The organism is Mycolicibacterium diernhoferi, assembly GCF_019456655.1.
GTDB classification, from domain to species: domain Bacteria; phylum Actinomycetota; class Actinomycetes; order Mycobacteriales; family Mycobacteriaceae; genus Mycobacterium; species Mycobacterium diernhoferi.
The window spans coordinates 4,634,502-4,658,655 of the sequence record NZ_CP080332.1 but is presented as its reverse complement, the minus strand read 5'-3'; the positions used below and the strand labels follow the sequence as shown (position 1 = coordinate 4,658,655).

The window sequence follows — 24,154 nt, the reverse complement described above, 5'->3', positions numbered from 1 at the left end:
GGAACGTTACGCGCCGATCGGTTCGGGCCGCGGTCATTTGGTTGGGCTCACTCGCTGGGACCGGGCTTACTGTCCGACTTGGTGTCCGTCTGGCTGCCCGAGCCCGTGCCGGACTTCGTCTCAGCATCCTTGTCGGTGTCGCTCTTGGGGTCGTCTTCCGCGTCGTTTTCGGCGTCGGCCTTGAGATCGTCCTTGGCGTCATCCGACGTGTCGGCGAGGTCCTCGGCGGAGTCCTGCTCGTCATCGAAGTCCTTGTCGATGTCTTCGGTGACGTCTTCATCGACCTGGTCGAGTTCGTCCGCGGGTTCGAGATCGGAGGCGTTCTCGTCCTGCGGCTCGGAGTCCACCGGCGCCTCGGGCGTGGTCGGTTCGGCCTCGACCTCATCGACCGGGGCCGTCTCGGTCTCCTCGGGCAGCGGCGCGGCCGGCTCGCCGGACTCGGTCTCGTCGGTATCGACTGCCGCGGGGTCGGACTCGCCGACGGCGGTCGGGGCGGCGACCTGCATGGCGGTCCGCGCGCCGACGATGTCCATGGTGGCCTGCGCGGCGAGTGGGATGAACGGCGGCAGCGGCGGCAGGAAGCCCAGGAACCAGTCGATCTCGGCGTTGACGAAGCCGATGCCGGCGTTGACGGTGTCGTTGAAGAAGTTGGCCAGCCCCTGCCCGAAGCTGATGGCCCCGCCCACCCAGTAGGCGGTGTTGAAGACCGCGCTGGTGATGATCGGTTCGATCAGCGAGTAGTAGACGATGCTGATCTGCGGGGTGAACCAGTTGACGATCGGAATCCACTGGGTGGCGTAGATGCCGAGGTTCACCGCCCAGTCCACCCACGGCATGATCACGTCGTAGGCGGCGATGATCGCATTGCCCAGGCCGGGCAGCGCCAGCGCGCTCACCTGCGCCGAGGCTGCGTCCAAGGTCTCGGTCAACGCTGCTGTGGAGGTCAGGGCCTCGGGCGGCAGCAAGGCCGCGGCGGCCTGCGCGGTCGCGTATTCGGGCACCTGCTGCAACAGCGGATTCACCGGCTGGACGTGCGCCGCCAGGGCGACGCTCTCGTGCCGCACAGTGTGGCCCGGTGGGGCCACCGAGGGCGGGATGGCGATGCTGCCCGCAGCGACGATGCCCACCCCGGCCATCAGATATGGACGCATGCCGAACCGCATGTTCGCTCCTGTCCGCTCGATCCCGACGGCACATGAATCTACGTGAGCGTTTCGGCTGCGGACGGCATTCTGCGGGAGGCTCGCACTGGTGTCGCCCTGCGGCGGCTAATGTGGCCCCTATGCCAGGCGCATCTGTTTCAAATAGTGAGACGCGCGGATGATCCGCGTCGATGCCGCGGTTACAGGGGAGTGGCTCTGAACCCTCAGCACGGCTCCGATCTGCCCAGCCCGGTGGTCCCGCCGAAGTCCAGTCCATCCGCGCTACGGCGTGTACTGCGTCGCGCCCGCGACGGGGTGGCTCTCAACGTGGATGAAGCGGCGATCGCGATGACCGCCCGTGGCGAGGACCTCGCCGATCTGTGCGCCAGCGCGGCCCGGGTTCGGGATGCCGGGCTGGAGTCGGCCGGACGCCGCGGCGCCACCGGCCGGCTGCCGGTCAGCTATTCGCGCAAGGTCTTCATCCCGGTGACGCATCTGTGCCGCGACAAATGCCATTACTGCACCTTCGTGACGGTGCCCGGCAAGCTGCGCGCCGAGGGCAAGGGCATGTTCATGGAGCCCGACGAGATCCTCGACGTGGCCCGCCGGGGCGCTGAGCTCGGATGCAAGGAAGCGCTTTTCACCCTGGGCGACCGCCCGGAGGCGCGCTGGGACGAGGCCAAACAGTGGCTCGACGAACGCGGCTATGACTCCACGCTGGACTATGTCCGCGCGATGGCCATCCGGGTGCTCGAAGAGACCGGTCTGCTGCCGCACCTCAACCCCGGCGTGATGAGTTGGACCGAGCTGTCCCGGCTGAAACCCGTTGCGCCGTCGATGGGCATGATGCTGGAGACGACCTCGCGGCGGCTGTTCGAGACGCGCGGTCTGGCTCACTACGGCAGCCCGGACAAGGATCCCGCGGTGCGGCTGCGCACGTTGGATGACGCCGGCAGACTCTCGGTCCCGTTCACCACCGGACTGTTGGTGGGCATCGGCGAGACGCTGACCGAGCGGGCCGAGACCATGCATGCGATCCGCAAATCGCACAAGGCGTTCGGGCACGTGCAGGAAGTCATCGTGCAGAACTTCCGGGCCAAGGACAACACCGCGATGGCCACGGTGCCCGACGCCGGTATCGACGACTTCCTGGCCACCGTCGCGGTGACCCGCCTGGTGCTGGGCCCGAAGATGCGGATCCAGGCGCCGCCGAACCTGGTGTCCCGCGAGGAATGCCTGGCGCTGATCGGCGCCGGGGTGGACGACTGGGGTGGGGTGTCGCCGCTGACGCCCGATCACGTCAACCCGGAGCGGCCGTGGCCCAACCTCGACGACCTGGCCTCGATCACCGCCGACGCGGGCTACGACCTGGTGCAGCGCCTCACCGCGCAACCGCAGTACGTGCAGGCCGGTGCGGCCTGGATCGATCCGCGGGTGCGCGGACATGTGGACGCCCTGGCCGATCCCGAGACCGGGCTGGCCCTGGACGTGAACCCGGCGGGCCGGCCGTGGCAGGAACCCGACGAAGCCTCGGAGTCTCTGGGGCGCACCGATCTGCACTCCGCGATCGATTCCGAGGGCCGGCGCACCGAGACCCGCAGCGACCTGGACAGTGCGTTCGGTGACTGGGAGTCCATCCGGGAGAAGGTGTCCGAACTCGCCGCGCGTGCCCCGGAGCGCATCGACACCGATGTGCTGGCCGCGCTGCGCTCGGCCGAGCGCAATCCCGGCGGCTGCAGCGACGATGAGTACCTGGCACTGGCCACCGCCGACGGTCCGGCCCTGGATGCGGTTGCCGCACTGGCGGATTCACTGCGCCGCGAGGTTGTCGGTGAGGATGTCACCTACGTCGTCAACCGCAACATCAACTTCACCAACATCTGCTACACCGGCTGCCGGTTCTGCGCGTTCGCGCAGCGCAAGGGCGACGCCGATGCGTACTCGCTGTCGACCGACGAGGTCGCCGACCGGGCCTGGGAGGCACACGTCGCCGGCGCCACCGAGGTCTGCATGCAGGGCGGTATCGACCCGGAACTGCCGGTCACCGGGTACGCCGACCTGGTGCGCGCGGTCAAGGCGCGGGTGCCGTCGATGCATGTGCATGCCTTCTCGCCGATGGAGATCGCCAACGGCGTGACCCGCAGTGGGATCTCGGTGCGGGAGTGGTTGACGGCGTTGCGGGAGGCCGGGCTCGGGTCGATCCCCGGTACCGCCGCGGAGATCCTCGACGACGAGGTGCGCTGGGTGCTCACCAAGGGCAAGCTGCCCACCTCGGAGTGGATCGACGTGATCACCACCGCGCACGAGGTGGGGCTGCGTTCCTCGTCGACGATGATGTACGGGCATGTCGACACCCCGAAGCACTGGGTGGGGCACCTCAACGTGTTACGCGGAATCCAGGACCGCACCGGCGGTTTCACCGAGTTCGTGCCGCTGCCGTTCGTGCACCAGTCCAGCCCGCTGTATCTGGCCGGCGGGGCCCGCCCGGGCCCGACGCACCGAGACAACCGTGCGGTGCACGCGCTGGCGCGAATCATGCTGCACGGCAGGATCCCCAGCATCCAGACCTCGTGGGTGAAGCTGGGTATCGAACGCACCCAGGTGATGCTGCAGGGTGGCGCCAACGACCTGGGCGGCACGCTGATGGAGGAGACCATCTCCCGGATGGCCGGTTCGGAGAACGGCTCGTCGAAGTCGGTCGAGGAACTCGTGGCGATCGCCGAGGGGATCGGGCGTCCCGCCCGGCAGCGCACCACCACGTACACACCGTTGGCGGCGTGACAGCTTCCCGCGAGCACCGGCAGAAAGCCTAGGCTTTCCTAACCGCTGAAGCGCTAATTTCGTTGCGCCGATTTGTATTTCAATTCATCTCCGGGGGCGCGCAGTAGGTATCGTGAGTTGTCGCCGAGCCCGGGAGCCCCATGACCACGATCTTCGGCCTGCCTGCCCACGTCCTACTCGTGCATGGGCTTGTCGTCCTGGTACCGCTCACGGCGGCACTGCAGGTGCTGTGCGCACTGTGGCCCGCGGCGCGTCGGAGGTTCGTGTGGCTGGTGCTGGCATTGGCGGTGGGCATCCTCGCGTTGACGCCGCTGACCGTGTCCGCGGGTGAGTGGCTCTACGGCCGGGAGTCGGAACACCGGCCGATCCTGCAACTGCATGCGGCGCGCGGCGAGTGGATGATCTACTTCGCGGTGGGCTTGCTGCTGGTGTCCGTGGCCTTGGCGGTGCAGCACTGGCTGGAGACGCGCAAGCCCGCGAAGCGGACGGCGCTCAACGTCGCGGTGGCCATCCTGGCGGTGCTCGTCGGTGTGTCGGCGGTGGTCGGCGTGGCGCTCATCGGTCATACGGGCGCCGAAGCGAAGTGGGGCATCATCGCCGCGGGCTGAGCGGCCGGGAATTAAATCGGACTGTGGTCCGTTTAGTCCTTGCGAGGGGGCCGGGACGGCCGGTCCCGCCGAGCAAGGAGACACCATGACCGCTGCAGTAGCCACCGACCTGACCGCCGGCACCTGGGCCATCGACCCGATCCATTCCTCGGTCAACTTTTCGGTCCGCCACCTCATGGTGAGCAAGGTCCGCGGCACGTTCGACACCTTCTCCGGCGCGGTCACCGTCGCCGAGGACGGCACGCCGTCGGTGAGCGCGACCATCGACATCGCCTCGGTCAACACCCGCAACGAGCAGCGGGATGCGCACCTCAAGGCCGCCGACTTCTTCGACGCCGAACAGTTCCCGACCGCGTCCTTCGTCTCCACCGCGGTACGTGCCGACGGCGACGACTACGTGCTCGACGGCGACTTCACCCTCCACGGTGTCACCAAGCCGGTCTCACTCAAGCTGGAGTTCAACGGTGTGAACCCGGGCATGGGCCACGGCGAGGTCGCCGGCTTCGAGGCCACGGTGGTGTTGAACCGCAAGGACTTCGGCATCAACTTCGATGCGCCGCTGGAGACCGGTGGTGCCGTGGTCGGCGACAAGGTCACCGTCACACTGGAGATCGAGGCGCTCAAGCAGGCGTGAGCGAGCCCGGCTAGCAACCCGTTTGGGTTGCTAGCTGGTCCGGAACGCGCTTAGAGAAGCATTGGAGACGTGCCGTACTGGTTAATCGGCGTGATTGAAACTGACCGGTCCGCCCGTATCGTCAACTTAAACGCTGTCCAATATGTTCCGGAGCTAGTCGGTGAGATGTCGAATCGTTGACTAATGGACCCGGTGCTGTTGTACACGCGGATGTTGGCGCCCGACAAGGCCATGCCCCGAGAGCTATCTGACGAGCCGTTTGAGAAATCGTGGACGTAGAAGTAATAGTCACCCGGCGTCAGGATGCGGATTGTGGTTGTTTCAGGGCCGAAGGAGGAGGTGTCGTCGTAGTCGAGCTCAGCGGCGGCCTTTGAAGTCCCCGATGGCGTGTACGTCCGACTTGCGTAGTACACGTGGAACGAGCCGCCGTTCGTGGTTGGTCCGGTGAGGTGTGAATCGAGATCAGCGGGAGTTGCGCCCCAATGCAACACGATCCGGACAAAGCTTGGATCCGAGATGCCCACGCTGTCAAAGGCGGCCTTGATGACATTAATTTGAGTAGAGCTCAGGTTGTACGCTTTGGCCGTTCCGATAACGGCTGCGCGAGCATCCAGAAAGGAGGGATTTGTGGGTAGCCGATAGAGTGAGTTATAAAAAATCTGAGACCATTTATCCTTGGGTACCTGTCCACCTAGTTGGGCCATCATTTCGTAAGCGGCATGGCTGAATTTCTGGGCCAGTGCGTGTTCGTCGGTGGAGTCGTTGCTTAGGTCGCTGCGTGGCTCATTGCGCATATCCCTGATGGCTGCTTCTAATTTTCCGCCCGAGTCGGCATTTAGTCTGCTGAATTCGGGATCTAGGCGCATGTCTTCGCCGATTATCCAGCGATCGTCACCATTCTTGTTCTCGATCAGGCTACCGATAATATCGGCGTAAGCCTCGTTTAGCGCCGCAGCTTGAGTCGATTTCTCGGCCCACTTGCCGCTGTAGACGATCGACTGGTAGACGGCATGCGTGAATTCGTGCGCAACCACGTCCAGTGCTCGTTCCATTTCGACGCCATCATAGAAGAATAATTGCTTTACAACGTTGTCCCATGCGGCGTTGTTCTGCTTAGAAGGAATCGCTACCCCGAGTATTTTTTCCCAATTCCCGTTATTGAAATTCATATTTATCTTCATAACGGAGCCCATATTGTCATATGAATTCCTGGAAAGAACTAATCTGTAATAGTCGTACACTGCCCCGACATTCGCCTGTGCGGTCGTGGCTGCAGTATTCCAACCCAGGTCGTACCAGTTTTTAGTAACTACCGGGCCCGGGTAAGAAGCCGAGCCGACGCCGGTGATTATGTTCGTCGGGACGCTATAGGTCCAGATCCCGCGAAGACTATCGTGCAGGCGGTAGGTGAGACCGTCCCGCTCAACATTGATTGTGCGCGTCCTGCCATTCAAGTCCTGCAAGGTTGCTTGATCTGGCGTCCACGCGTAGGAGGTACTCGATAGGCTCGCGAATGCAGATCCTGCGTCGCTTCCGTCGGCAGCAACGAATAGGACCGCACTGATGTAGGGGCGAAGTTCTTGGCCGAGCTCATCGTCCGCGGATGCAGGGGCGGTGTATACGACCACTTGCCAAGCCAATCGGGGCGGCGTTTCAGAGTCTGCCGCGTAGATAATCAATTCCGGTGTGACGCTCAGCGACTGAAGAAAGCTCGAGGTGCCTGATCCGTCGAGTAGTTCGGATAGTTCTAGGAGTAGGGCTTCGGTAGCTGCTCGGACAGCGGCGTCCGCATCGACTGCTCCGTCGGGCACCGTATTGGTGTGAGCGAGACCCGGATTGTAACCGCTGATAACACCGGTGACTCGGCCACTACCGTCGGTTGACAGCACTACTTGGCTGCCTAAGACCGCTATTCCATCGATTACTGGGTTCAGGCGATAGAAGGTTTCTATAACTTCGCCTGTATCCGTCGTTTGAGTGACGGTTTGAGTGTCAATACTGGTCGATGACGCAAACCCAGGGCTAGCCCCTAGCAACCCCGAAATCTGGTTGAGTACTTCGGCGGCATCGGACGTGCTGTGCACGACATTATCGGAGAACCGGCCGTCGATCACTCGTAGGGTGCCGTTCTCGTTCTCGATGACTGCGACGAGTCCGCTTGCTACGAGGTCTTCGAGTTCGGCAGGGTCGAGAGTGCCATCATTGTCGGGACTCAACGGCGAGATCTGAACAGTCACAGGGATTGTGATGATGCTAGTACCATCGGAAACTCTGACCGCGAAATCGACGATGTCGACCTCGGTTGACAATGATGCGTGGTACCGCGCCTGCGGCGTTGGAGTAAAGGTCCATGCTCCATTGCTGCCTACGATCGCGATTCCCACTGCGGAATCGACTGGTACGGCTAGGCCGAATATCAGTGTGCCGGTGTCGGTATCGGCGTCTCTCACGTTGACTTGGCCGTAGACGGAACCATCTAAGCCAGTACCGGTAATTGTGTACGGCGGATCGAGGGCCTCGGGCGAATGGTCAACGGGGCCCGTGACCTTATCCACTCTCACGGTCACCTTCTTGGTGATCGGCCCCAAGAGTCCGAGGGCCCCAAGTAACCCGTGCATATGCCATGGGTTACCAACCGAATCGCTGATCTGGACCCTGAAGGTATCGACACCGCCGGTCGCCGCCAGCTCTGGGCTTGGGGTGTACGTGAAGCTCCCATCGGGTGCAACGTGGACCATGCCACCGTTTTTCGCGACGCCCGCCGTGAACGTCAGCGTATCGCCGTCGAAGTCGACAGCGTTGAGATTGCCAGTGATCGTCCCGTCGGTTCCCTGCCCTGTAATGGTGGGCCGCGCCTTCGGCTGCTGATTATTGAAGCGCTGGTTGAACTCCCGTACACCGATCCAAATCGCTTCGACGAAGTTTGGAAGAGGCAGGGCGGGGAGCGGTACGTACTTGGCGATCGGACCTAGCCCGATCCAGGTCAGTACATCGACGAAGATGCTCTTAACTGTCACCGCGGGTCTCGCTACAGCGGTGGTCAGGCCCGGCGCGTTCGCATGTGCGGCGTTAGTGAGGGCTAGCGGTGTGCCCGCCCGTGCTGCTGCCACCGTGGCTTGTGGAGATTCTTCGCTAGAGGCCTCGCTTGAGTCAGATCCGCTGGGACTGGTCGAATTCTGCTGCTCTACATCGCTGCTGACATCAGTCGATGTTGCGCGGAGAGCTTCCGGATCGATGGCGCGTGTGCTGGAACGCCTTGACCACTTGGACTCCAGGCCGGTCTTACGTGTCGTGAGCCCCGCCGCGTTCTCATTCTGGGTGCCAACGTCCGTCAGGGTCTCGTCGCTGGCATCGTCGTCAGGAAATGTATTCTCGCTGTCGACGGGCGTACTGCCGGCGAAGGGGTCGTCCTCGTCTTCTGCATCCGGCCCGGCCGGGTCACTATTCGTAGAGGTATCCGGATCCGAATCAGTGCCACCTGACCCCGCAGAGTCCGAAGTTCCCTTATCGGTGGTGTCACTACCGGAAGCCGAACTTGAGGAGTCGCCGTCGCCGCTGGTACTGGAATCAGCGATGGCAACGCCACTGCCGAGTGTGAACGCCGCGCCGATCCCGACGGTGGCTGCTCCAATGCGAAGCCACCCAGCGATGTCTTCGTGAAGTTGCTGCTGTTTGCGGTGGCGGCCCTTCGACCGATGAGACTTGCGCGGACTAGGGGCAGACATGACATGTCCTTTGCTGAAGGTCGCCAAAGCGAAGGGGAGCTGCCGGCCGAGGCCGTGAATGCGGTGAAATTAGCAGCTAGCGTCAATAAGCTCGTGTGTATCTCATGGGCTTTGTGCTCAGACCTCTGCAAATGACTCCTCTTGCCTGACACGCAGTGTCAGCCGAACGGGGTATTGTGCACGTTGACCAGCGATGATCAGCGGATCTACGGCGGCAGATTGCCTCGACTGCGGCGGGCGGGCGAATCCTTGTGGCACGTGCGGGTATCAGGAACCAGTATCGCGGGCATGGTGCACCGGACGGTTCAATAGAGGGCATTGCGGCGAGCGCTGAGAAATTTGCTGCATGCGATCGTGTGCTTACCCGCTCGCGCAAGACGTAGCAGGCGTGAACTACAGCCGGGCCGCGAGCTCGGTGCCCTGCCGGATCGCCCGCTTGGCATCGAGTTCGGCGGCCACCGCCGCCCCGCCGATCACGTGGGGCTCGATACCACGCGAGCGCAGGGCGTCCTCCAGATCGCGCACGGATTCTTGGCCGGCGCACACCACGACGTTGTCCACCGCCAGCACCCGCGCCCCGGAGTGGCCGGAGCCGAAGCTGATGTGCAGGCCGTCGTCGTCGATGCGCTCATAGTTCACCCCGGACAGTTGCTGCACGCCTTTGGCTTTCAGCGACGCCCGGTGCACCCAGCCGGATGTCTTGCCCAGCCCGCGGCCCTGAGGGCCCTTGGATCGCTGCAGCAGGAACACCTCCCGCGCCGGCGGCAGCGGCAGCGGCGTCGCCAGCGCACCGCGCACCGAGGGGGCATCCTGCGGATCCAGGGCACCCCACTCGGCCTGCCACTCCTTGCGGTTCAGGGTGGGGGAGGCGTCGGTGACCAGGAACTCGCCGACGTCGAACCCGATCCCGCCGGCGCCGATGACCGCCACCGAGTCCCCGACCGGCGCGCCCGCCAGCACCTCGGCATAGGACAGCACCATCGGATGCTCGATGCCGGGAATGTCCGGAATGCGCGGCTTCACCCCGGTGGCGAGCACGACCTCGTCGAAGCCGGCCAGCGCGTCCGCCGACGCGCGGACCCCCAACCGCACCTCGACGCCGTGCGCGTCCAGCATCCGGGCGTAGTAGCGCACCGTCTCGTTGAACTCTTCTTTGCCGGGAACCCTTCTGGCCAGGTCGAATTGACCGCCGATCGACGACCCGGCCTCGAATAAGGTGACGCGGTGCCCGCGCTGGGCTGCCGTCACCGCCGCCGACAATCCGGCCGGCCCGGCACCCACCACCGCCACCGACCGGGCCAGCCGGGTCGGCCCCAGCACCAGGGTGGTCTCATGCCCGGCCCGAGGGTTCACCAGACACGACACGGTCTTGTGCGCGAACGCGTGATCCAGACAGGCCTGGTTGCAGGCGATGCAGGTGTTGATCTGATCGGCGGTGTCCGCGGCGGCCTTGCGGACCCAGTCCGGGTCGCTCAGCAGCGGCCGTGCCATCGAAATCAGTTGCACGTGCGTGTCGGTCAGGATCTGTTCGGCCGCCTCCGGCATGTTGATCCGGTTGGAGGCGACCACCGGGATCCCGACGTGCTCGGCCAGCGCACTGCTGGTCCCGACAAACGCCCCGCTGGGCACCGAGGTGACGATGGTGGGCACCCGCGCCTCATGCCAGCCGATCCCGGTGTTCAGGATGGTGGCCCCGGCCGCCTCGATCTCGGTTGCCAGCGCGACGATTTCGTCCCAGGTCTGGCCGTCCTCGACGTAGTCGGCCAACGAGACCCGGTAGACGATGATGAAGTCGGCGCCGACGGCCTCGCGCACCCGGCGCACGATCTCGACCGGGAAACGCCGGCGCTTCACCGGGCTGCCGCCCCACTCGTCACGGCGCCTGTTCGTTCGCGGCGCCAGGAACTGATTCAGCAGGTATCCCTCGCTGCCCATGATCTCCACGCCGTCGTACCCGGCGTCGCGGGCCAGCAGCGCTGCGCGCACGAAATCGCCGATCGTTGCGTAGACATCGCGTAACGCACGGGGCCGAAACGGGTTGATGGGCGCCTTGATCGAGGACGCACTGACCGACAGCGGGTGGTACGCGTAACGCCCGGCGTGCAGGATCTGCAGCGCGATCTTGGCGCCCTCGTCGTGCACGGCCGCGGTGATCCGGCGATGACGGCGGGCATCGGAGGCGGAGCGCATCTCGGCGGCGAACGGCAACAACCACCCGGTCCGGTTGGGTGCATACCCGCCGGTGATGATCAGGCCGACCCCGCCGCGGGCCCGCTCGGCGAAGTAGGCGGCCAGCTTGTCGGTGTCGCGGGCGCGGTCCTCCAGGCCGGTGTGCATCGAGCCCATGATCACCCGGTTGCGCAGCGTGGTGAACCCGAGATCCAACGGGGACAACAGGTTTGGATAGTTCATAAAACCTCCAATACTTCCGAAAGCCAGTCGATCGCGCCTTCTTCGGCGCGAATACCGCCGCGCAGCACCAGGTACTGGTGCAGATCGGAGCCGGTCAGGCCGGCAGGGTCGGGGAACTGTTGTTTTTCGAAACCGCGGTAGGTGTCCAGGAGTGCGGCGCGTTCGCCGCGCAGGGCGGCGGCCTGCGCGCGGATGGCGTCGACGTCGCCGTAGGCGGCGGCGCGGACCTTGACCGCCAGGTCGCGGGTGCGGTCGTCGGCCACGGTGCTGCCGCGCCCGGACAGGGGTTCGGAGATCCAGCGGGCCAGCTCGGCCCGCCCGGCCGCCGTCGCGGAGTACACCTTCTTGTCCGGCCGACCGCGCTGCTCGACCAGTTCGGCCCGCACGAGTGCGTCGTTCTCCATCGCCCGCAGCGTGCGATAGATCTGCTGGTGGGTGGCCGACCAGAAGTACCCGATGGACCGGTCGAACCGACGGGCCAGCTCGTAACCCGAGCTCGCCTGCTCGCACAGCGACACCAGGATGGCGTGCGGGAGGGCCATGTCGGCAGCCTAGGCGGTACCGCTGGTCCTATGCAACAAGTTGCACAGAAACACGGGCGCGGGTGCCACTAGGCGAGATGTATCTGCGACGGTTAGTATCAGTAATCACGCGCCGACAAATTCGGCGGAGCGCGAAGTTAGGGCACACTTAGACAGGCTTCCCGTTTCGGGCCATTCATACTGGCCCGTGCGGATGCTCACCCAGGCGTCCCGCCCCGGAACGAAACCCGACCAGCAGCCCCCTGGACAGGAGAGACACCAGTGACGTACGTCATTGCCGAACCCTGCGTCGACGTCAAAGACAAGGCATGTATCGAAGAGTGCCCGGTCGATTGCATCTACGAGGGTGGTCGGATGCTGTACATCCACCCGGATGAGTGCGTCGACTGCGGCGCCTGCGAGCCGGTGTGCCCGGTCGAGGCCATCTACTACGAAGATGACGTGCCCGACCAGTGGAGCAGCTACACGCAGAGCAACGCCGACTTCTTCAACGAACTGGGTTCGCCCGGCGGTGCGTCGAAGGTCGGGCAGACCGACAATGACCCGCAGGTCATCAAGGATCTCGAGCCCAAGGGCGAGTGAGCCCCCTCAAGTCTGCATCGCTGCCGGTGTTCCCCTGGGACACCCTGGCAGACGTCACTGCTGCCGCACGCGCACATCCGGACGGCATCGTCGACCTGTCGGTCGGCACGCCGGTCGATGATGTCGCCCCGGTGATCCAGGAGGCGCTGGCCGCTGCCGGCGCCACACCGGGATACCCCACCACCGCGGGCACCCCGGAGTTGCGGGCCGCGATCCACGCCGCACTGGCACGCCGGTTCGGCATCACCGACGTGGCGCCCGCGGCGGTGCTGCCGGTGATCGGCACCAAGGAACTCATCGCCTGGCTGCCCACCCTGCTCGGCCTGGGAGCCGAGGACACCGTGGTGATCCCGGAGCTGGCATACCCGACGTACGACGTCGGCGCCCGGTTGGCCGGGGCGAAGGTGCTCGCGGCGGACTCGCTCACCCAGATCGGTCCGCAGACACCCGCCCTGATCTACCTGAACTCGCCGAGCAACCCGACCGGCAAGGTGCTCGGTCTCGATCACCTGCGCAAGGTGGTCGGCTGGGCCCGCGAACGCGGCGTGCTGATCGCCTCCGACGAGTGTTACCTCGGGCTGGCGTGGGACGCCGAACCGCTGTCGGTGCTGCACCCGTCGGTCTGCGACGGCGACCACACCGGTCTGCTGGCCATCCACTCGCTGTCCAAGACCTCCTCGCTGGCCGGTTACCGGGCCGGCTTCGTGGCGGGCGACCCGGCGGTGGTGGCCGAACTGCTCGCAGTGCGCAAGCACGCCGGGATGATGGTGCCCGGACCGGTGCAGGCGGCCATGGTCGCCGGCCTCGAGGACGACGAGCACGTCGCGGTGCAGCGCGAGCGTTACGCCCGCCGCCGCGCGATCCTGCTGCCCGCCCTGCAGGCCGCCGGCTTCACCATCGACCACTCCGAGGCCGGGCTGTACCTGTGGGCCACCCGCGGCGAACCCTGCCGCGACACCCTGGCCTGGCTGGCCGAACGCGGAATCCTGGTGGCGCCGGGCGAGTTCTACGGGCCGGCCGGCGCGCAGCATGTGCGGGTGGCGTTGACCGCCACCGACGAACGTATCGCCGCTGCGGCGCAGCGATTGGGCTGAAGCTGCAGCGCAGCGATTGGGCTGAAGCTGCGGTGCAGCGGTCAGCGCAGTAACCCGAGCGCCATCGCGGTGGTGACCGCCGCGGTGCGGTCGGACACCTCCAGCTTGGAGAACGTCCGCAGCAGGTGCGTCTTCACCGTGGCCTCGCTGATGTGCAGCGCACGCCCGATGTCGGCGTTGGTCTGGCCCTGGGCCACCTGTGTCAGCACCTCGATCTCCCGGGCGGTCAGCGCGGCCGGGGCGGGTTCGCGCATCAGGCCCATCAGCCGGCCCGCCACCGAGGGCGCCAGCACCGTCTTGCCGGCGGCCGCCTCCCGCACGGCCGCCGCGAGTTCGGCGCGGGAGGCGTCCTTGAGCAGGTAACCCGCCGCGCCCGCTTCCACCGCGCGCAGGATGTCGGCGTCGGATTCGTAGGTGGTGACCACGACGATCCGGGTCTGCGGCAGTTCGGCCAGAATGCGTTCGGTGGTGGTGACACCGTCGCCGTCGGGCATCCGCAGGTCCATCAGGATGACGTCGGGCCGCAGCGCGGCCGCCATGGTCCGCGCCTCGGTTCCCGACGCCGCCTCACCCACGACGGTCAGGTCGTCCTCGGCTTCGATCATGCCGCGCAGACCCTCCCGCACCACCGGGTGATCGTCGACGAGCAGCACGGTGTGTTTCCCGTCGCCACGCCCGCCCCCGCCGGTCATGTCGGCACCTCGACGTCGAGTCGCAGGCCACGTTCGGCGGCCCCGGCGGACAGCGTGACCGTGCCGCCGACCTGGGCCACCCGCGATCGCATGCCGCGCAGCCCGAATCCGTCGGTGTGCGGTTCGGTCAGCCCGATCCCGTTGTCGGACACGGTCAGCCGCACCGCGTCGGTGTCGCTGTCCAGGGTGACCGCCACCGACCCGGCCCCGGCATGCTGCCGGATGTTGGCCAGTGCCTCCTGGGCGGCGCGCAGCAGCACCACGTCGCCGGCCATCCCCGCCGAGGGCGTGCCCTCGGCGATACGGTCGCGCACCGAGATCCCGGTCTCCGCCTCGAAGGCGAGGCACAACCGCCGGATCGCGGCGGGCAGCGTCGCACCGTCCAGCGCGGTGGGCGTCAGCCGGGTGACCATGGTCCTGGCCTCGGTGAGATTCTCCCGGGCGGTCGACTCGATGAGCGCCAGATGCCGGGCCGCGGCCTCCGGGTCGGTGCCCATTTCGGCCTCGATCGCCTGGGTCAGCGCCACGATGCTGGTGAATCCCTGCGCGAGGGTGTCATGGATCTCCCCGGCCAGCCGCTCGCGTTCGGCCGCGACACCGGCTTCCCTTGACAGTCTTGATGTTTCGGCCCGGCTGTCGCGCAGCTCGTCGACCAGAAGTGCGAGCGCCATCCGCTGGCGGACCGAGTTGACGATGAAGATGCCCAGGATCGGCCCGGTGACCAGCCCCATCAGCGCCACCGCCAGTGCGATGGTGAGGTACCGCGACGACGCACCGGAGTCCGCGAGCACCAGCCCCAGCGGGAGCACCGCGATCGTCACCGCCGCACCGATCGCGGCGCCGAGCGGCAGCGTGGAGAACACCACGGGGAACAGCGCGGGAATCGCCGCCACCGCCGCCGGGGCGCACCACATCGCCACGCACCACAGCGCCACCGCGACGAGGACGTAGCCCAGCGGGCGCGGGCCGAGCCCGCCCAGCCGCGGCACCCGCCGGCCGACGACGGTCAGCCACACCAGCATCGCGACCAGCGCGGCCACGGCGCCGGCGGGCGAGCGGCCCGGTACCGAATCGTCGAGCAGCAGCACGCCGCCGATCGTGACGCCGCACATCGCGGTCATGTACAGATCCCACAGCCAATGCCAGGTCGGGTGCTCGGGCCCGCCGCCGTCCATCGGCCGATGCTAACCGGTGCCGGGAACCCAGTTGCCGTGAAAGCCGTGCGGCACCCGGCAGGGCAGGTGCACCACGGCCGCCGTCTCCAGCGTCTGCGCGTCGAGCAGCACCAGATCGCTGCGGTCGGTGCCGCGGCGGTAGACGAATCCCATCACCACGCCGTCATCCTCGGCGGCATCGGCCGAGGCTGGGACGAAGACGAACTCGCCGGGCTCACCGTCGTCGTCGAAAGTCACCCGGCGGGTCTGCCCGGTGTGCAGGTCGTGGCGCAGCAGGGTGCGCGGGGTGGAGCTGTCCGCGGTCATCACGCTGCCGATGGTGTAGCCGTAGCGATGCGGCTTGCCGACACGGCGCTCGTCGACGCGGGGGAACTCCTGCGGGTCGTCGTCCAGGCGCGCCGAGGACACCCGGCCGGTGGCCAGGTCGACGGTCCAGCGGTCCAGCGCCGGGGGCTCGAACAGCCCGGCGCCGACGGCGAACACCGACGGGTGCGTGACGACGTCGAGCACCAGTCCGGCGCCGTCCTCGTAGGCGTTCAGCGGATGGAACACGTAGCACTGGGGGACCTCGAACCAGCGGATGTCGCCGCTGTGCCCGTCGCGGGGCAGCACCCCGATGCGGGCCTGCTTCTCCGGCGCCCAGCGATACGGCATGGCGTTGATGCCGCCCCGGGTGCGTTCGGATCCCCGCATCACCGCGCGCACCACCGCATCGGGTGCGGAATGTGTTGCCACGAAACGGCTCACGGCCCGGCCGATGGGGCCGCCGCCGAAATCCAGCACGACCGGCATGTCGTAGAGCACGACGTAGTGTTCGGTCAGCGAGAAGTCGTGCATCATCGTCTGCTCGGTCAGTTCGATGTCGACGGCTCGGCGGACCCGGCCGTCGACGCCGGTGACGGTGTAGCGAACCCGGTTGCCGCGCATGGGGTGATAGGACACCGCGTGCAGCTCACCGGTGTCCGGGTCGTGCTTGGGGTGCGCGCTGTACCCGTGGACGAGGGTGCCGCAGAAGTCCGATCCGCCGACGGTGTCGAGTTCCTCGGTCAGCTCGTAGGGCCGCGCACCCGCCTCGGTGAGCACCAGCGTGCGCCCGGCATGGCCGATGATGTTGGTGTTTCCCGCGAAATCGAGCCCCGCGCCGCGGGCCCCGGGCTTCCAGGGCTCGCCGAGGGCACGGGCCACCAGCGCCGAGCGGACCCAGCGGTTGCGGTACCAGTGCGCGGTGCCGTCGGCCAGGCGTAGGCCGTGCGCCATACCGTCGCCGAGGAACCAGTGGTGCTTGGCCGGGTCCGGATCGGTGAGCGGGTTGGGGCCGACGCGCAGATAGCGGCCGTCGAGGTAGTCGGGGATGGTGCCGGTGACGTCCAGGTCGGTGACGGTGACCTCCTCGTGGACCGGTGCGTAGTTGCCGGCCAGGAACGGGTTGGCCGACGGCCGCAGCGGTGCCGCGGGGGCGGTGTTCTCGGAGACGACGGGTGGGGTCATGTACTCGATGGTGCGCGCTTCCGGGGTCCGGGCGCGACGACTGCCCGGTCGAATCTCGGGTCAACCGAATGGTGGACCCCGGCGCTCAGGCCGTGGCGCGCAGGCTCAGCGCCAGCAGCAGCCGCGCGTCGGGGTCGCTCAGCGAGGTCTCCAGTACCTGTTCGACGCGGCGCACCCGGTACCGCACCGTGTTGGGGTGCACGTGCAGTTCCTCGGCGGTGGCGGCGACGTCGCCGAACCGGTCCAGGAAGACGCTCAACGTGTGGGCCAGCGCCGGTTCGTCCGCGCGCAGGGCCCGCACCCGCGGATCGATCAGACGGTCGTCGGCGGCGATGGTGGTGATGATCTCGTCGAGCAGCACCGTGGTGCGGGCCTCGGCCAGCGAGGTCACCGCGGCCAGAGTGCCGGGGTGCCGTCCCGCACTATCGAGTACCCGGTCGACCTCCGCGCGGGCCTGCGCGGCTGCGGCCAGTCCGCCCGGGGCGGTGGCGATCACGGCCTGCAGGTCGATGCCCAGCCGGGCCCGCAGGGTGGGGATCATCCCGCGCACCCAGGACGGCACCGACGCGCGGCCGGGGTGCGCGAACAGCACGTACACCCGTGAACCGTGCGGAATCACCTGGGCGTCGGCGCGAAAGGCGCTGGCGCTCAACGCCAGCACGTCGGCCAGTTGCGCCGGTTCGGGATGGTCGCCGGCGAACCCGATGACGGTGGGCTTGCCGTCGACGGGCACCCCGAGTTCGCGGGCGAGATCGGAGACGTCCCGGGCGGCGTCGCCCAGACCCAGGATCTCGGCCACCAGTGCGGCGTGCGCCGACGGGATGGCGGCCAACCGGGCCAGGATGCGCGCCGCCAGCACGGCGCCGCCGCGCAGCACCTCCTCGGCGTCCTCGGCCAGCGGCGCGGAGCCCTGCTGCAGCCAGATGGTGCCGGCGAACCCGGGGGAGAGCCGATCCCGGCCGCCGCGATGGATTCCCGCTGCCAGTCGGGGCCGCAACCCGAGTTCCGGACGCGCGGCGACCCGCACCACCGCCGGGCCGGCGCGCAGCGCATCGAAGATGCCCCACCGCGCCAGCCACTGCAGATGCTCGGGTGGCCCGGCCCGGCCCAGGATGGACAGCCGGCGCAGTTCGTCGGCCTCATCGCTGGAGGCCGAATACGCCAGCACATGCGACTGGGCGTCCTCGATGCTCACCATGCCGTGGGTGCGGTCGGCGATGGACTGGGCCAGCCCGAACAGATCGGTGCTCGGGTCGTGCAGCGGGTCGGCGCGGTCGCCGTGATGTTCGAGAACGTAGTTGACCAGGCGGTACACCCGCTCCCAGCGGGCCGCCGGTTCCACCGCGACGACGGCGGTCCCGGCGGCGGTGGCGCGGGTGATCACCGCTTCGGACGGTTCCTTGACGAAGATCGCCGCCGGCGCGCGGGTGCGCGCCTGCCCGTCCAGCCAATGCAGCGCCTCACGGTCGGGGATGCCGAGCAGGAAGAAGATGTCGGCCGCACCGACGCTGACCGCCAGACCCAACCGCGCGTCGTCGGCGTCGATCAGGGCGGCGGAGGCCACCGGCAGGTCGAGCCCGCGCGGGGCCTCGACCAGCCGCACCATGGTGGCGTCCAATGCCAGGATCAGCCGACCCAGCCCGACACCCGCCATGTTGGCCGAGTCTACTAACCACACCGGTCATGTCTGTCGAAACGGCCAATCCCTACCGACCCGCGGACGGGGAGCCTTTCAACCATGGATGCACTCACCGGAATCACCCAGGTGCCGTTGCCGCACAACGAGCCGGTCCACGACTACCGCCCCGGCTCGGCCGAACGCACCCGCCTGCTCAGTGCCCTCGACGCCCAGTCCGCCGACACCGTCGAGTTGCCCCACGTCATCGGCGGAGACCGCCGGATGGGCAGCGGAGAACGCATCGACGTCGTCGCGCCGCACCATCACGACCGGGTGCTGGGCACGATGACCAACGCCGGGCACGCCGATGCAGGCGCCGCCATCGAGGCCGCGCTGCACGCCAAGAACGATTGGGCCGCACTCCCCTTCGACGAGCGGGCCGCGGTGTTCCTGCGGGCCGCCGATCTGCTGGCCGGGCCGTGGCGGGAGAAGATCGCCGCCGCCACAATGCTCGGCCAATCCAAGACCGCGTATCAGGCCGAGATCGACGCGCCGTGCGAGCTGGTCGACTTCTGGCGGTTCAACGTCGCGTTCGCCCGGCAGATCCTGGCCCAGCAGCCGGTCAGCGGCCCCGGGGTGTGGAACCGTACCGACTACCGCCCCCTGGAGGGCTTCGTCTACGCCATCACCCCGTTCAACTTCACGGCCATCGCCGGGAACCTGCCCACCGCGCCCGCGCTGATGGGCAACACCGTGGTGTGGAAACCGTCGCCCACCCAGACCCTCGCAGCCCACCTCACCATGGCCCTGCTGGAGGAGGCCGGGCTCCCGCCGGGGGTGATCAACCTGCTCGCCGGGGACGGGCGGGCGGTCTCGGAGGTGGCGCTGGCCGACCCGCGGCTGGCCGGCATCCATTTCACCGGGTCGACCGCCACCTTCCAGCACCTGTGGCGGGAGGTCGGAAACCACATCGACCGGTATCACACCTACCCGCGTCTGGTCGGTGAGACCGGCGGCAAGGACTTCATCCTCGCGCACCCGTCGGCTCGCCCGGATGTGTTGCGCACCGCCCTGATCCGCGGTGCGTTCGACTATCAGGGCCAGAAGTGTTCGGCCGCGTCGCGGGCCTACATCCCGCGTTCGGTCTGGCAGCGGATGGGCGATGACTTCCTGTCGGCCACCGAGGCGCTGCGCTTCGGCGACATCACCGACCTGACCAACTACGGCGGTGCGCTGATCGACGAACGGGCCTTCGCCAAGAATGTCGCGGCGATCGAGAGAGCCAAGGGGGCCCCGGGCGTCACGCTCGCCGCAGGCGGTGAATACGACGACAGCGAGGGCTATTTCGTGCGCCCGACGGTGCTGTTGTCCGACGACCCGACCGATGAGGCGTTCTCGACGGAGTACTTCGGCCCGATCCTGGCCGTGCACGTCTATCCCGACGGCCAGTTCGACGACATCCTCGGCGTCGTCGACAGCACCGCCGCCTACGCACTCACCGGCGCCGTGATCGCCGACGACCGGGCCGCGGTGGCGACCGCGGCACACCGGTTGCGCGATACCGCAGGCAACTTCTACGTCAACGACAAACCGACCGGCGCCGTCGTCGGACAGCAGCCCTTCGGCGGTTCGCGCGCCTCGGGTACCAACGACAAGGCCGGATCGCTACTGAACCTGCTGCGCTGGACGTCGGCCCGCTCCATCAAGGAAACGTTCGTGCCGCCCACCAGCCACGAATACCCGCACATGGAGGCCTGAAATGGGTGTCTTCCAGAAGGTGGCGCGACCGGCGATCCTGGCCGCGGCCAAACGCGACGGCCTGCGCCGCACCGCGGAGCGGCTACCGCTGACCCGGGAGGTGGTGCACCGCTTCGTGCCGGGGGAGAGCACCGCCGATGTCGTGAATTCGATTGTCCAGCTGCGTGACACGCAGCGACTGGTGTCCATCGACTATCTCGGCGAGGACGTCGGCGATGCGGACGCGGCGGATGCCACGGTGCAGGCCTATCTCGGACTGCTCGACGCGTTGGCCGCGCGCACCGAGGCCGCGGCGCCGGTGCGCCCGCTGGAGGTCTCCCTCAAGCTGTCCGCGCTCGGGCAGGCGCTGCCCCGGGACGGGGAGAAGATCGCGCTACAGAACGCGCAAGCCATCTGCGAGCGGGCCGAGCGGGCCGGGATCTGGGTGACCGTCGACGCGGAGGACCACACCACCACCGATTCGACGTTGTCGATCGTGCGGGACCTGCGAACGGACTTCGGATGGCTGGGTGCGGTGCTGCAGGCCTACCTGAAACGGACCGCGGCCGACTGTGAGCAATTCGCGGCGCTCGGTGCCCGGATCCGGCTGTGCAAGGGTGCCTACGACGAACCGGCCGCGGTGGCCTACCGGGACGCCGACGACGTGACCGAGTCCTACCTGCGGTGCCTGCGAATCCTGATGTGCGGCTCGGGCTATCCGATGGTCGCGTCGCACGACCCGGCGATCATCGACGCAGTACCCGGGTTGGTCGCCGAGTTCGGCCGCGGGGTCGATGATTTCGAGTATCAGATGCTCTATGGCATCCGTGATGACGAGCAACGGCGGCTGGCCGGCAACGGAAACCACGTGCGGGTATACGTCCCCTTCGGTACGCAGTGGTACGGGTACTTCGTGCGCCGGCTCGCCGAACGCCCGGCCAACCTGACGTTCTTCTTGCGCGCGCTGCTGGACTGACGGCTCAGGGCAGCGGGAACGCCGCCGCCGGCATCAGCACATTGCCGCGGCAGGGGCCGCTGAGGATGTCGGTGTACCAACTGCCCACCAGCGAACCGTCGGGCTGGGGTGTGTAGGTGACCCAGGACTCGGCCGGGCTGAACACCCGCGGAACGCCTTCACCGCGGAAGCACTCCCACTGCCAGTTGTAGGCGAAGGTCCACTTGCTGCCGGTCCACTTGTAGCGCTGCGGCTGTGGGATGGTCGGATTCGACGGGGCGGGGCCGTCGAGCACCGTGGCGACGCAGCTACTGCCGGCGCACGCCGTCGAGAAGGTGTAGACCGCGCTCAGATCACCCTCGGGTTGGCGGGCGGCCACACTGGTGCCGTTCTTCTGCGATGCGTAGCTCACGACGTGGTAGCGGCCATTCCACGCCTGCCCGACCGCGGCGGCGGTGGGCATGGGAGCGAGACCGGCGACCAGGACGGTTGCCAGCGCAATACACAGTCGACGGACCAACATCCCTTTCCCTATTCAGTCACAAGATCAGCTGTCACAACGGTAGCCGCGGAGTGTGACAAAACTCCGGATCGTCATGGCAGCTGCGTCAATTAGAGACCACATTGTGACGCGGACGGCGCGTCAGTCTCGTTCGGACAGCAATACCATCGCCCACGCGGCGATCGTCTGGGCATCGGTGATGGCGCCCTCGCGGATCATCTGCTCGATCTGGGCCGCGGTGAACCAGGCGCTGTGCATGTCCTGCTCCTCGTGCTCGCGCTCGTGCTCGCCCTGGGTCAGCCCGGTCGCCAGGAACACCCAGCCGCGCTGGCTGCTCATCCCCGGCGCCACGTCGAGCTGGCCGAGCCGGATCAGTGACTCCGCGCGCAGGCCCGTCTCCTCGCGCAGTTCCTGGGCGGCCAGCTCGTGCGGATCGAGGTCGGCCAGGCCCGGCGCGGTGCCCTGGGGGAACTCCCAGCGCCGCAACCCGATCGGATAGCGGAACTGCTCCACCAGATGGAAACGGTCACCGTCGCGCGCGATCACCAGCGCATAACTGGGTTTGTCGATCACGCCGTAGATGCCGTGGCTGCCGTCGGGCCGGCGGATGGCGTCCTCGCGCACCGTCATCCAGCTGTTGCGGTACACCTCACGACTGGACATCCGCTCGATCGGGGCCATGGCGTAAGAGTAGCCTCGCAGGGATGTTGAAGGCGTTGCTGACCTCGCTGGACCCGGCCGCGGTGGCCGCCGGGCACGACCTGGCCGACGCGGTGCGCATCGACGGTGTGACGCTGAGCCGAAGCGATCTGGTGGGAGCGGGGACGTCGGTCGCCGAACGCGTCGCGCGGGCGCGGCGCGTCGCCATCCTGGCCACCCCCACCGCGACGACGGTGCTCGCCGTCACCGGCTGCCTGATCGCCGGTGTCCCGTTCGTGCCGGTCCCCGCCGACGTCGGCGCCACCGAACGCGCGCACCTGCTCAGCGATTCCGGTGCCCAGGCGTGGCTGGGTGAGGTACCGGCCGACAACGAAGGGCTACCGCACATCCCGGTGCGGATGCACGCCCGGTCCTGGCATCGCTACGCCGAACCGAACCCGGAGTCGGTGGCCATGATCATGTACACCTCGGGCACCACCGGTCTGCCCAAGGGCGTGACGATCACCCGTCGCGCGATCGCCGCCGATATCGATGCGCTGGCCCAAGCCTGGGAGTGGACCGACTCCGACACCCTGGTGCACGGCCTGCCGCTGTTCCACGTGCACGGCCTGGTGTTGGGTCTGCTCGGGTCACTGCGGATCGGAAACCGGTTCGTGCACACCGGGAAACCCACCCCGCAGGCGTACGCGGAGGCCGGCGGCACCCTGTATTTCGGTGTGCCCACGGTGTGGTCACGCATCGCCGCGGATACCGAAGCGGCCAGGGCCCTGTCCTCGGCGCGGCTGCTGGTGTCGGGAAGCGCGGCGCTGCCGTCGCCGGTGTTCGAGGATCTGGTCCGGCTGACCGGGCATGCGCCCATCGAGCGTTATGGCAGCACGGAGACGCTGATCACCATCAGCACCCGCATCGACGGCGAGCGCCGCCCCGGCTGGGTGGGCCTGCCGCTGGCAGGTGTGCAGACCCGGCTGGTCGACGAGACGGGCGAGCCGGTGCCCCACGACGGGGAATCCATTGGGCAGCTTCAGATCAAGAGCCCGACGAATTTCAGCGGCTACCTCAACCGGCCGGACGCCACCGCCGAGGCGTTCGACGCCGATGGGTGGTTCCGCACCGGCGACGTCGCGGTGATCGACGCCGGCGGGATGCACCGCATCGTCGGCCGGGAATCGGTGGACCTGATCAAGTCCGGCGGCTACCGGATCGGTGCCGGTGAGATCGAGACCGTGCTGCTCGGCCATCCCGGAGTGCGGGAAGTCGCGGTGGTCGGGGTACCCGATGACGACCTCGGGCAGCGGATCGTCGCGTTCGTAGTGGGCGACGCCGAACCGCAGCAGCTCATAGACTTTGTCGCCGAACAGCTTTCGGCGCACAAGCGGCCAAGGGAGGTGCGCATGGTGGACAGTCTTCCGCGTAACGCGATGGGCAAACTACTCAAGAAGCAGCTGGCGCAGTGGCACTGAGGTTCAGCGAAATCTGCATCGACGCCCACGACCCGACGACGCTCGGGGCCTGGTGGGCGAGCGCGCTCGGGTGGCACAGTGAGACCGACGCGGACGGGGACGTGCGGCTGAGCCCGCCGCCGGGCAGTGGGCCGCCGTGGCTGTTCCTGGCGGTACCCGAGGGCAAGACCGTCAAGAACCGGCTGCACCTGGACTTCACCCCGGACGATCAGCAGGCCGAGGTGGACCGGCTGATCGGCCTGGGCGCCACACCGGTCGACATCGGCCAGGGGGAGCAGAGCTGGGTGGTGCTGGCCGATCCCGAGGGCAACGAGTTCTGCATCCTGGCCCCCGACTGACCGGCCGGC

General features: G+C 67.5%; 19 protein-coding genes. 9 read left to right on the top strand and 10 right to left on the bottom strand.

Annotated features, from left to right (window positions below; all coding sequences use genetic code 11):
- Nucleotides 1-47 precede the first annotated feature (47 nt).
- On the bottom strand, nucleotides 48-1,163 hold the full coding sequence (locus tag K0O62_RS21955; protein WP_073858818.1) for a hypothetical protein: 1,116 nt from the start codon (nucleotides 1,161-1,163) through the stop codon (nucleotides 48-50).
- 189 nt (nucleotides 1,164-1,352) lie between these two features.
- On the opposite strand from K0O62_RS21955, the gene K0O62_RS21950 reads away from it, so the two are divergent.
- The 3 genes from K0O62_RS21950 to K0O62_RS21940 all read left to right on the top strand — a co-directional run bounded on the left by K0O62_RS21950 (nucleotide 1,353) and on the right by K0O62_RS21940 (nucleotide 5,165).
- The gene (locus K0O62_RS21950; protein ID WP_073858819.1) at nucleotides 1,353-3,923 is read left to right on the top strand and encodes a bifunctional FO biosynthesis protein CofGH; all 2,571 of its coding nucleotides are present in this window, start codon (nucleotides 1,353-1,355) and stop codon (nucleotides 3,921-3,923) included.
- Nucleotides 3,924-4,063: 140 nt separating this feature from the next.
- Entirely contained in the window at nucleotides 4,064-4,531 is a 468-nt protein-coding gene (locus K0O62_RS21945) for a DUF2231 domain-containing protein (protein ID WP_073858820.1), read from the top strand.
- An 85-nt stretch (nucleotides 4,532-4,616) separates the two neighbouring features.
- Nucleotides 4,617-5,165 (top strand): YceI family protein, encoded by a 549-nt coding sequence (locus K0O62_RS21940; protein ID WP_073858821.1) that lies wholly within the window; start codon nucleotides 4,617-4,619, stop codon nucleotides 5,163-5,165.
- Nucleotides 5,166-5,215: 50 nt separating this feature from the next.
- Here K0O62_RS21940 and K0O62_RS21935 read toward each other — a convergent pair whose 3' ends face one another.
- The 3 genes from K0O62_RS21935 to K0O62_RS21925 form a co-directional block, all read right to left on the bottom strand.
- Nucleotides 5,216-8,890 carry a M4 family metallopeptidase gene (locus K0O62_RS21935; protein WP_079244379.1) on the bottom strand — a complete coding sequence of 1,225 codons (3,675 nt, stop codon included), beginning with the start codon at nucleotides 8,888-8,890 and terminating at the stop codon, nucleotides 5,216-5,218.
- Between the two features lie 393 nt (nucleotides 8,891-9,283).
- Nucleotides 9,284-11,302, bottom strand: a complete 2,019-nt coding sequence (locus K0O62_RS21930; RefSeq protein WP_073858823.1) for an NADPH-dependent 2,4-dienoyl-CoA reductase — start codon at nucleotides 11,300-11,302, stop codon at nucleotides 9,284-9,286.
- A complete protein-coding gene (locus tag K0O62_RS21925) occupies nucleotides 11,299-11,844 on the bottom strand; it encodes a PadR family transcriptional regulator (protein ID WP_073858824.1) in 546 nt (181 codons plus the stop codon). Before K0O62_RS21925 ends, K0O62_RS21930 begins: the two co-directional genes overlap by 4 nt.
- 261 nt (nucleotides 11,845-12,105) lie before the next feature.
- Here K0O62_RS21925 and fdxA point away from each other — a divergent pair, with 261 nt between their 5' ends.
- Nucleotides 12,106-12,426: a ferredoxin gene (gene fdxA / locus K0O62_RS21920; protein ID WP_073858825.1), complete on the top strand. Its 321-nt coding sequence runs from the start codon at nucleotides 12,106-12,108 to the stop codon at nucleotides 12,424-12,426.
- Nucleotides 12,423-13,520, top strand: coding sequence for a succinyldiaminopimelate transaminase (dapC, locus tag K0O62_RS21915; RefSeq protein ID WP_073858826.1), 1,098 nt, complete (start codon nucleotides 12,423-12,425; stop codon nucleotides 13,518-13,520). The genes fdxA and dapC overlap by 4 nt, the downstream gene beginning before the upstream one ends.
- 41 nt (nucleotides 13,521-13,561) lie before the next feature.
- Here the strand turns inward: dapC and K0O62_RS21910 are convergent, their stop codons facing one another.
- The 4 genes from K0O62_RS21910 to K0O62_RS21895 all read right to left on the bottom strand — a co-directional run bounded on the left by K0O62_RS21910 (nucleotide 13,562) and on the right by K0O62_RS21895 (nucleotide 18,529).
- Nucleotides 13,562-14,212 (bottom strand): response regulator, encoded by a 651-nt coding sequence (locus K0O62_RS21910; protein WP_073858827.1) that lies wholly within the window; start codon nucleotides 14,210-14,212, stop codon nucleotides 13,562-13,564.
- Nucleotides 14,209-15,387, bottom strand: a complete 1,179-nt coding sequence (locus tag K0O62_RS21905) for a sensor histidine kinase (protein ID WP_073858828.1) — start codon at nucleotides 15,385-15,387, stop codon at nucleotides 14,209-14,211. The genes K0O62_RS21910 and K0O62_RS21905 overlap by 4 nt, the downstream gene beginning before the upstream one ends.
- A 9-nt stretch (nucleotides 15,388-15,396) precedes the next feature.
- Entirely contained in the window at nucleotides 15,397-16,875 is a 1,479-nt protein-coding gene (locus K0O62_RS21900) for a carotenoid oxygenase family protein (RefSeq protein WP_073858829.1), read from the bottom strand.
- 85 nt (nucleotides 16,876-16,960) lie between these two features.
- Nucleotides 16,961-18,529 carry a PucR family transcriptional regulator gene (locus K0O62_RS21895; protein WP_073858830.1) on the bottom strand — a complete coding sequence of 523 codons (1,569 nt, stop codon included), beginning with the start codon at nucleotides 18,527-18,529 and terminating at the stop codon, nucleotides 16,961-16,963.
- Between the two features lie 84 nt (nucleotides 18,530-18,613).
- Between K0O62_RS21895 and pruA the strand changes: the two genes are divergently transcribed.
- Together pruA and K0O62_RS21885 are read left to right on the top strand one after the other, a co-directional pair.
- On the top strand, nucleotides 18,614-20,251 hold the full coding sequence (pruA, locus tag K0O62_RS21890) for an L-glutamate gamma-semialdehyde dehydrogenase (protein ID WP_073858831.1): 1,638 nt from the start codon (nucleotides 18,614-18,616) through the stop codon (nucleotides 20,249-20,251).
- A gap of 1 nt (nucleotide 20,252) precedes the next feature.
- Nucleotides 20,253-21,206 carry a proline dehydrogenase family protein gene (locus K0O62_RS21885; protein ID WP_073858832.1) on the top strand — a complete coding sequence of 318 codons (954 nt, stop codon included), beginning with the start codon at nucleotides 20,253-20,255 and terminating at the stop codon, nucleotides 21,204-21,206.
- Nucleotides 21,207-21,210: 4 nt separating this feature from the next.
- On the opposite strand, the gene K0O62_RS21880 is transcribed toward K0O62_RS21885, so the two are convergent.
- Together K0O62_RS21880 and K0O62_RS21875 are read right to left on the bottom strand one after the other, a co-directional pair.
- Nucleotides 21,211-21,708: an Rv2253 family sensor-like surface protein gene (locus K0O62_RS21880; protein WP_073858833.1), complete on the bottom strand. Its 498-nt coding sequence runs from the start codon at nucleotides 21,706-21,708 to the stop codon at nucleotides 21,211-21,213.
- A 120-nt stretch (nucleotides 21,709-21,828) separates the two neighbouring features.
- Nucleotides 21,829-22,368 carry an NUDIX domain-containing protein gene (locus K0O62_RS21875; RefSeq protein ID WP_073858834.1) on the bottom strand — a complete coding sequence of 180 codons (540 nt, stop codon included), beginning with the start codon at nucleotides 22,366-22,368 and terminating at the stop codon, nucleotides 21,829-21,831.
- Between the two features lie 23 nt (nucleotides 22,369-22,391).
- Between K0O62_RS21875 and K0O62_RS21870 the strand changes: the two genes are divergently transcribed.
- Both K0O62_RS21870 and K0O62_RS21865 read left to right on the top strand, forming a co-directional pair.
- A complete protein-coding gene (locus tag K0O62_RS21870; RefSeq protein ID WP_073858835.1) occupies nucleotides 22,392-23,807 on the top strand; it encodes an acyl-CoA synthetase in 1,416 nt (471 codons plus the stop codon).
- Nucleotides 23,798-24,145, top strand: a complete 348-nt coding sequence (locus K0O62_RS21865; RefSeq protein WP_073858836.1) for a VOC family protein — start codon at nucleotides 23,798-23,800, stop codon at nucleotides 24,143-24,145. The genes K0O62_RS21870 and K0O62_RS21865 overlap by 10 nt, the downstream gene beginning before the upstream one ends.
- Nucleotides 24,146-24,154: the final 9 nt, after the last annotated feature.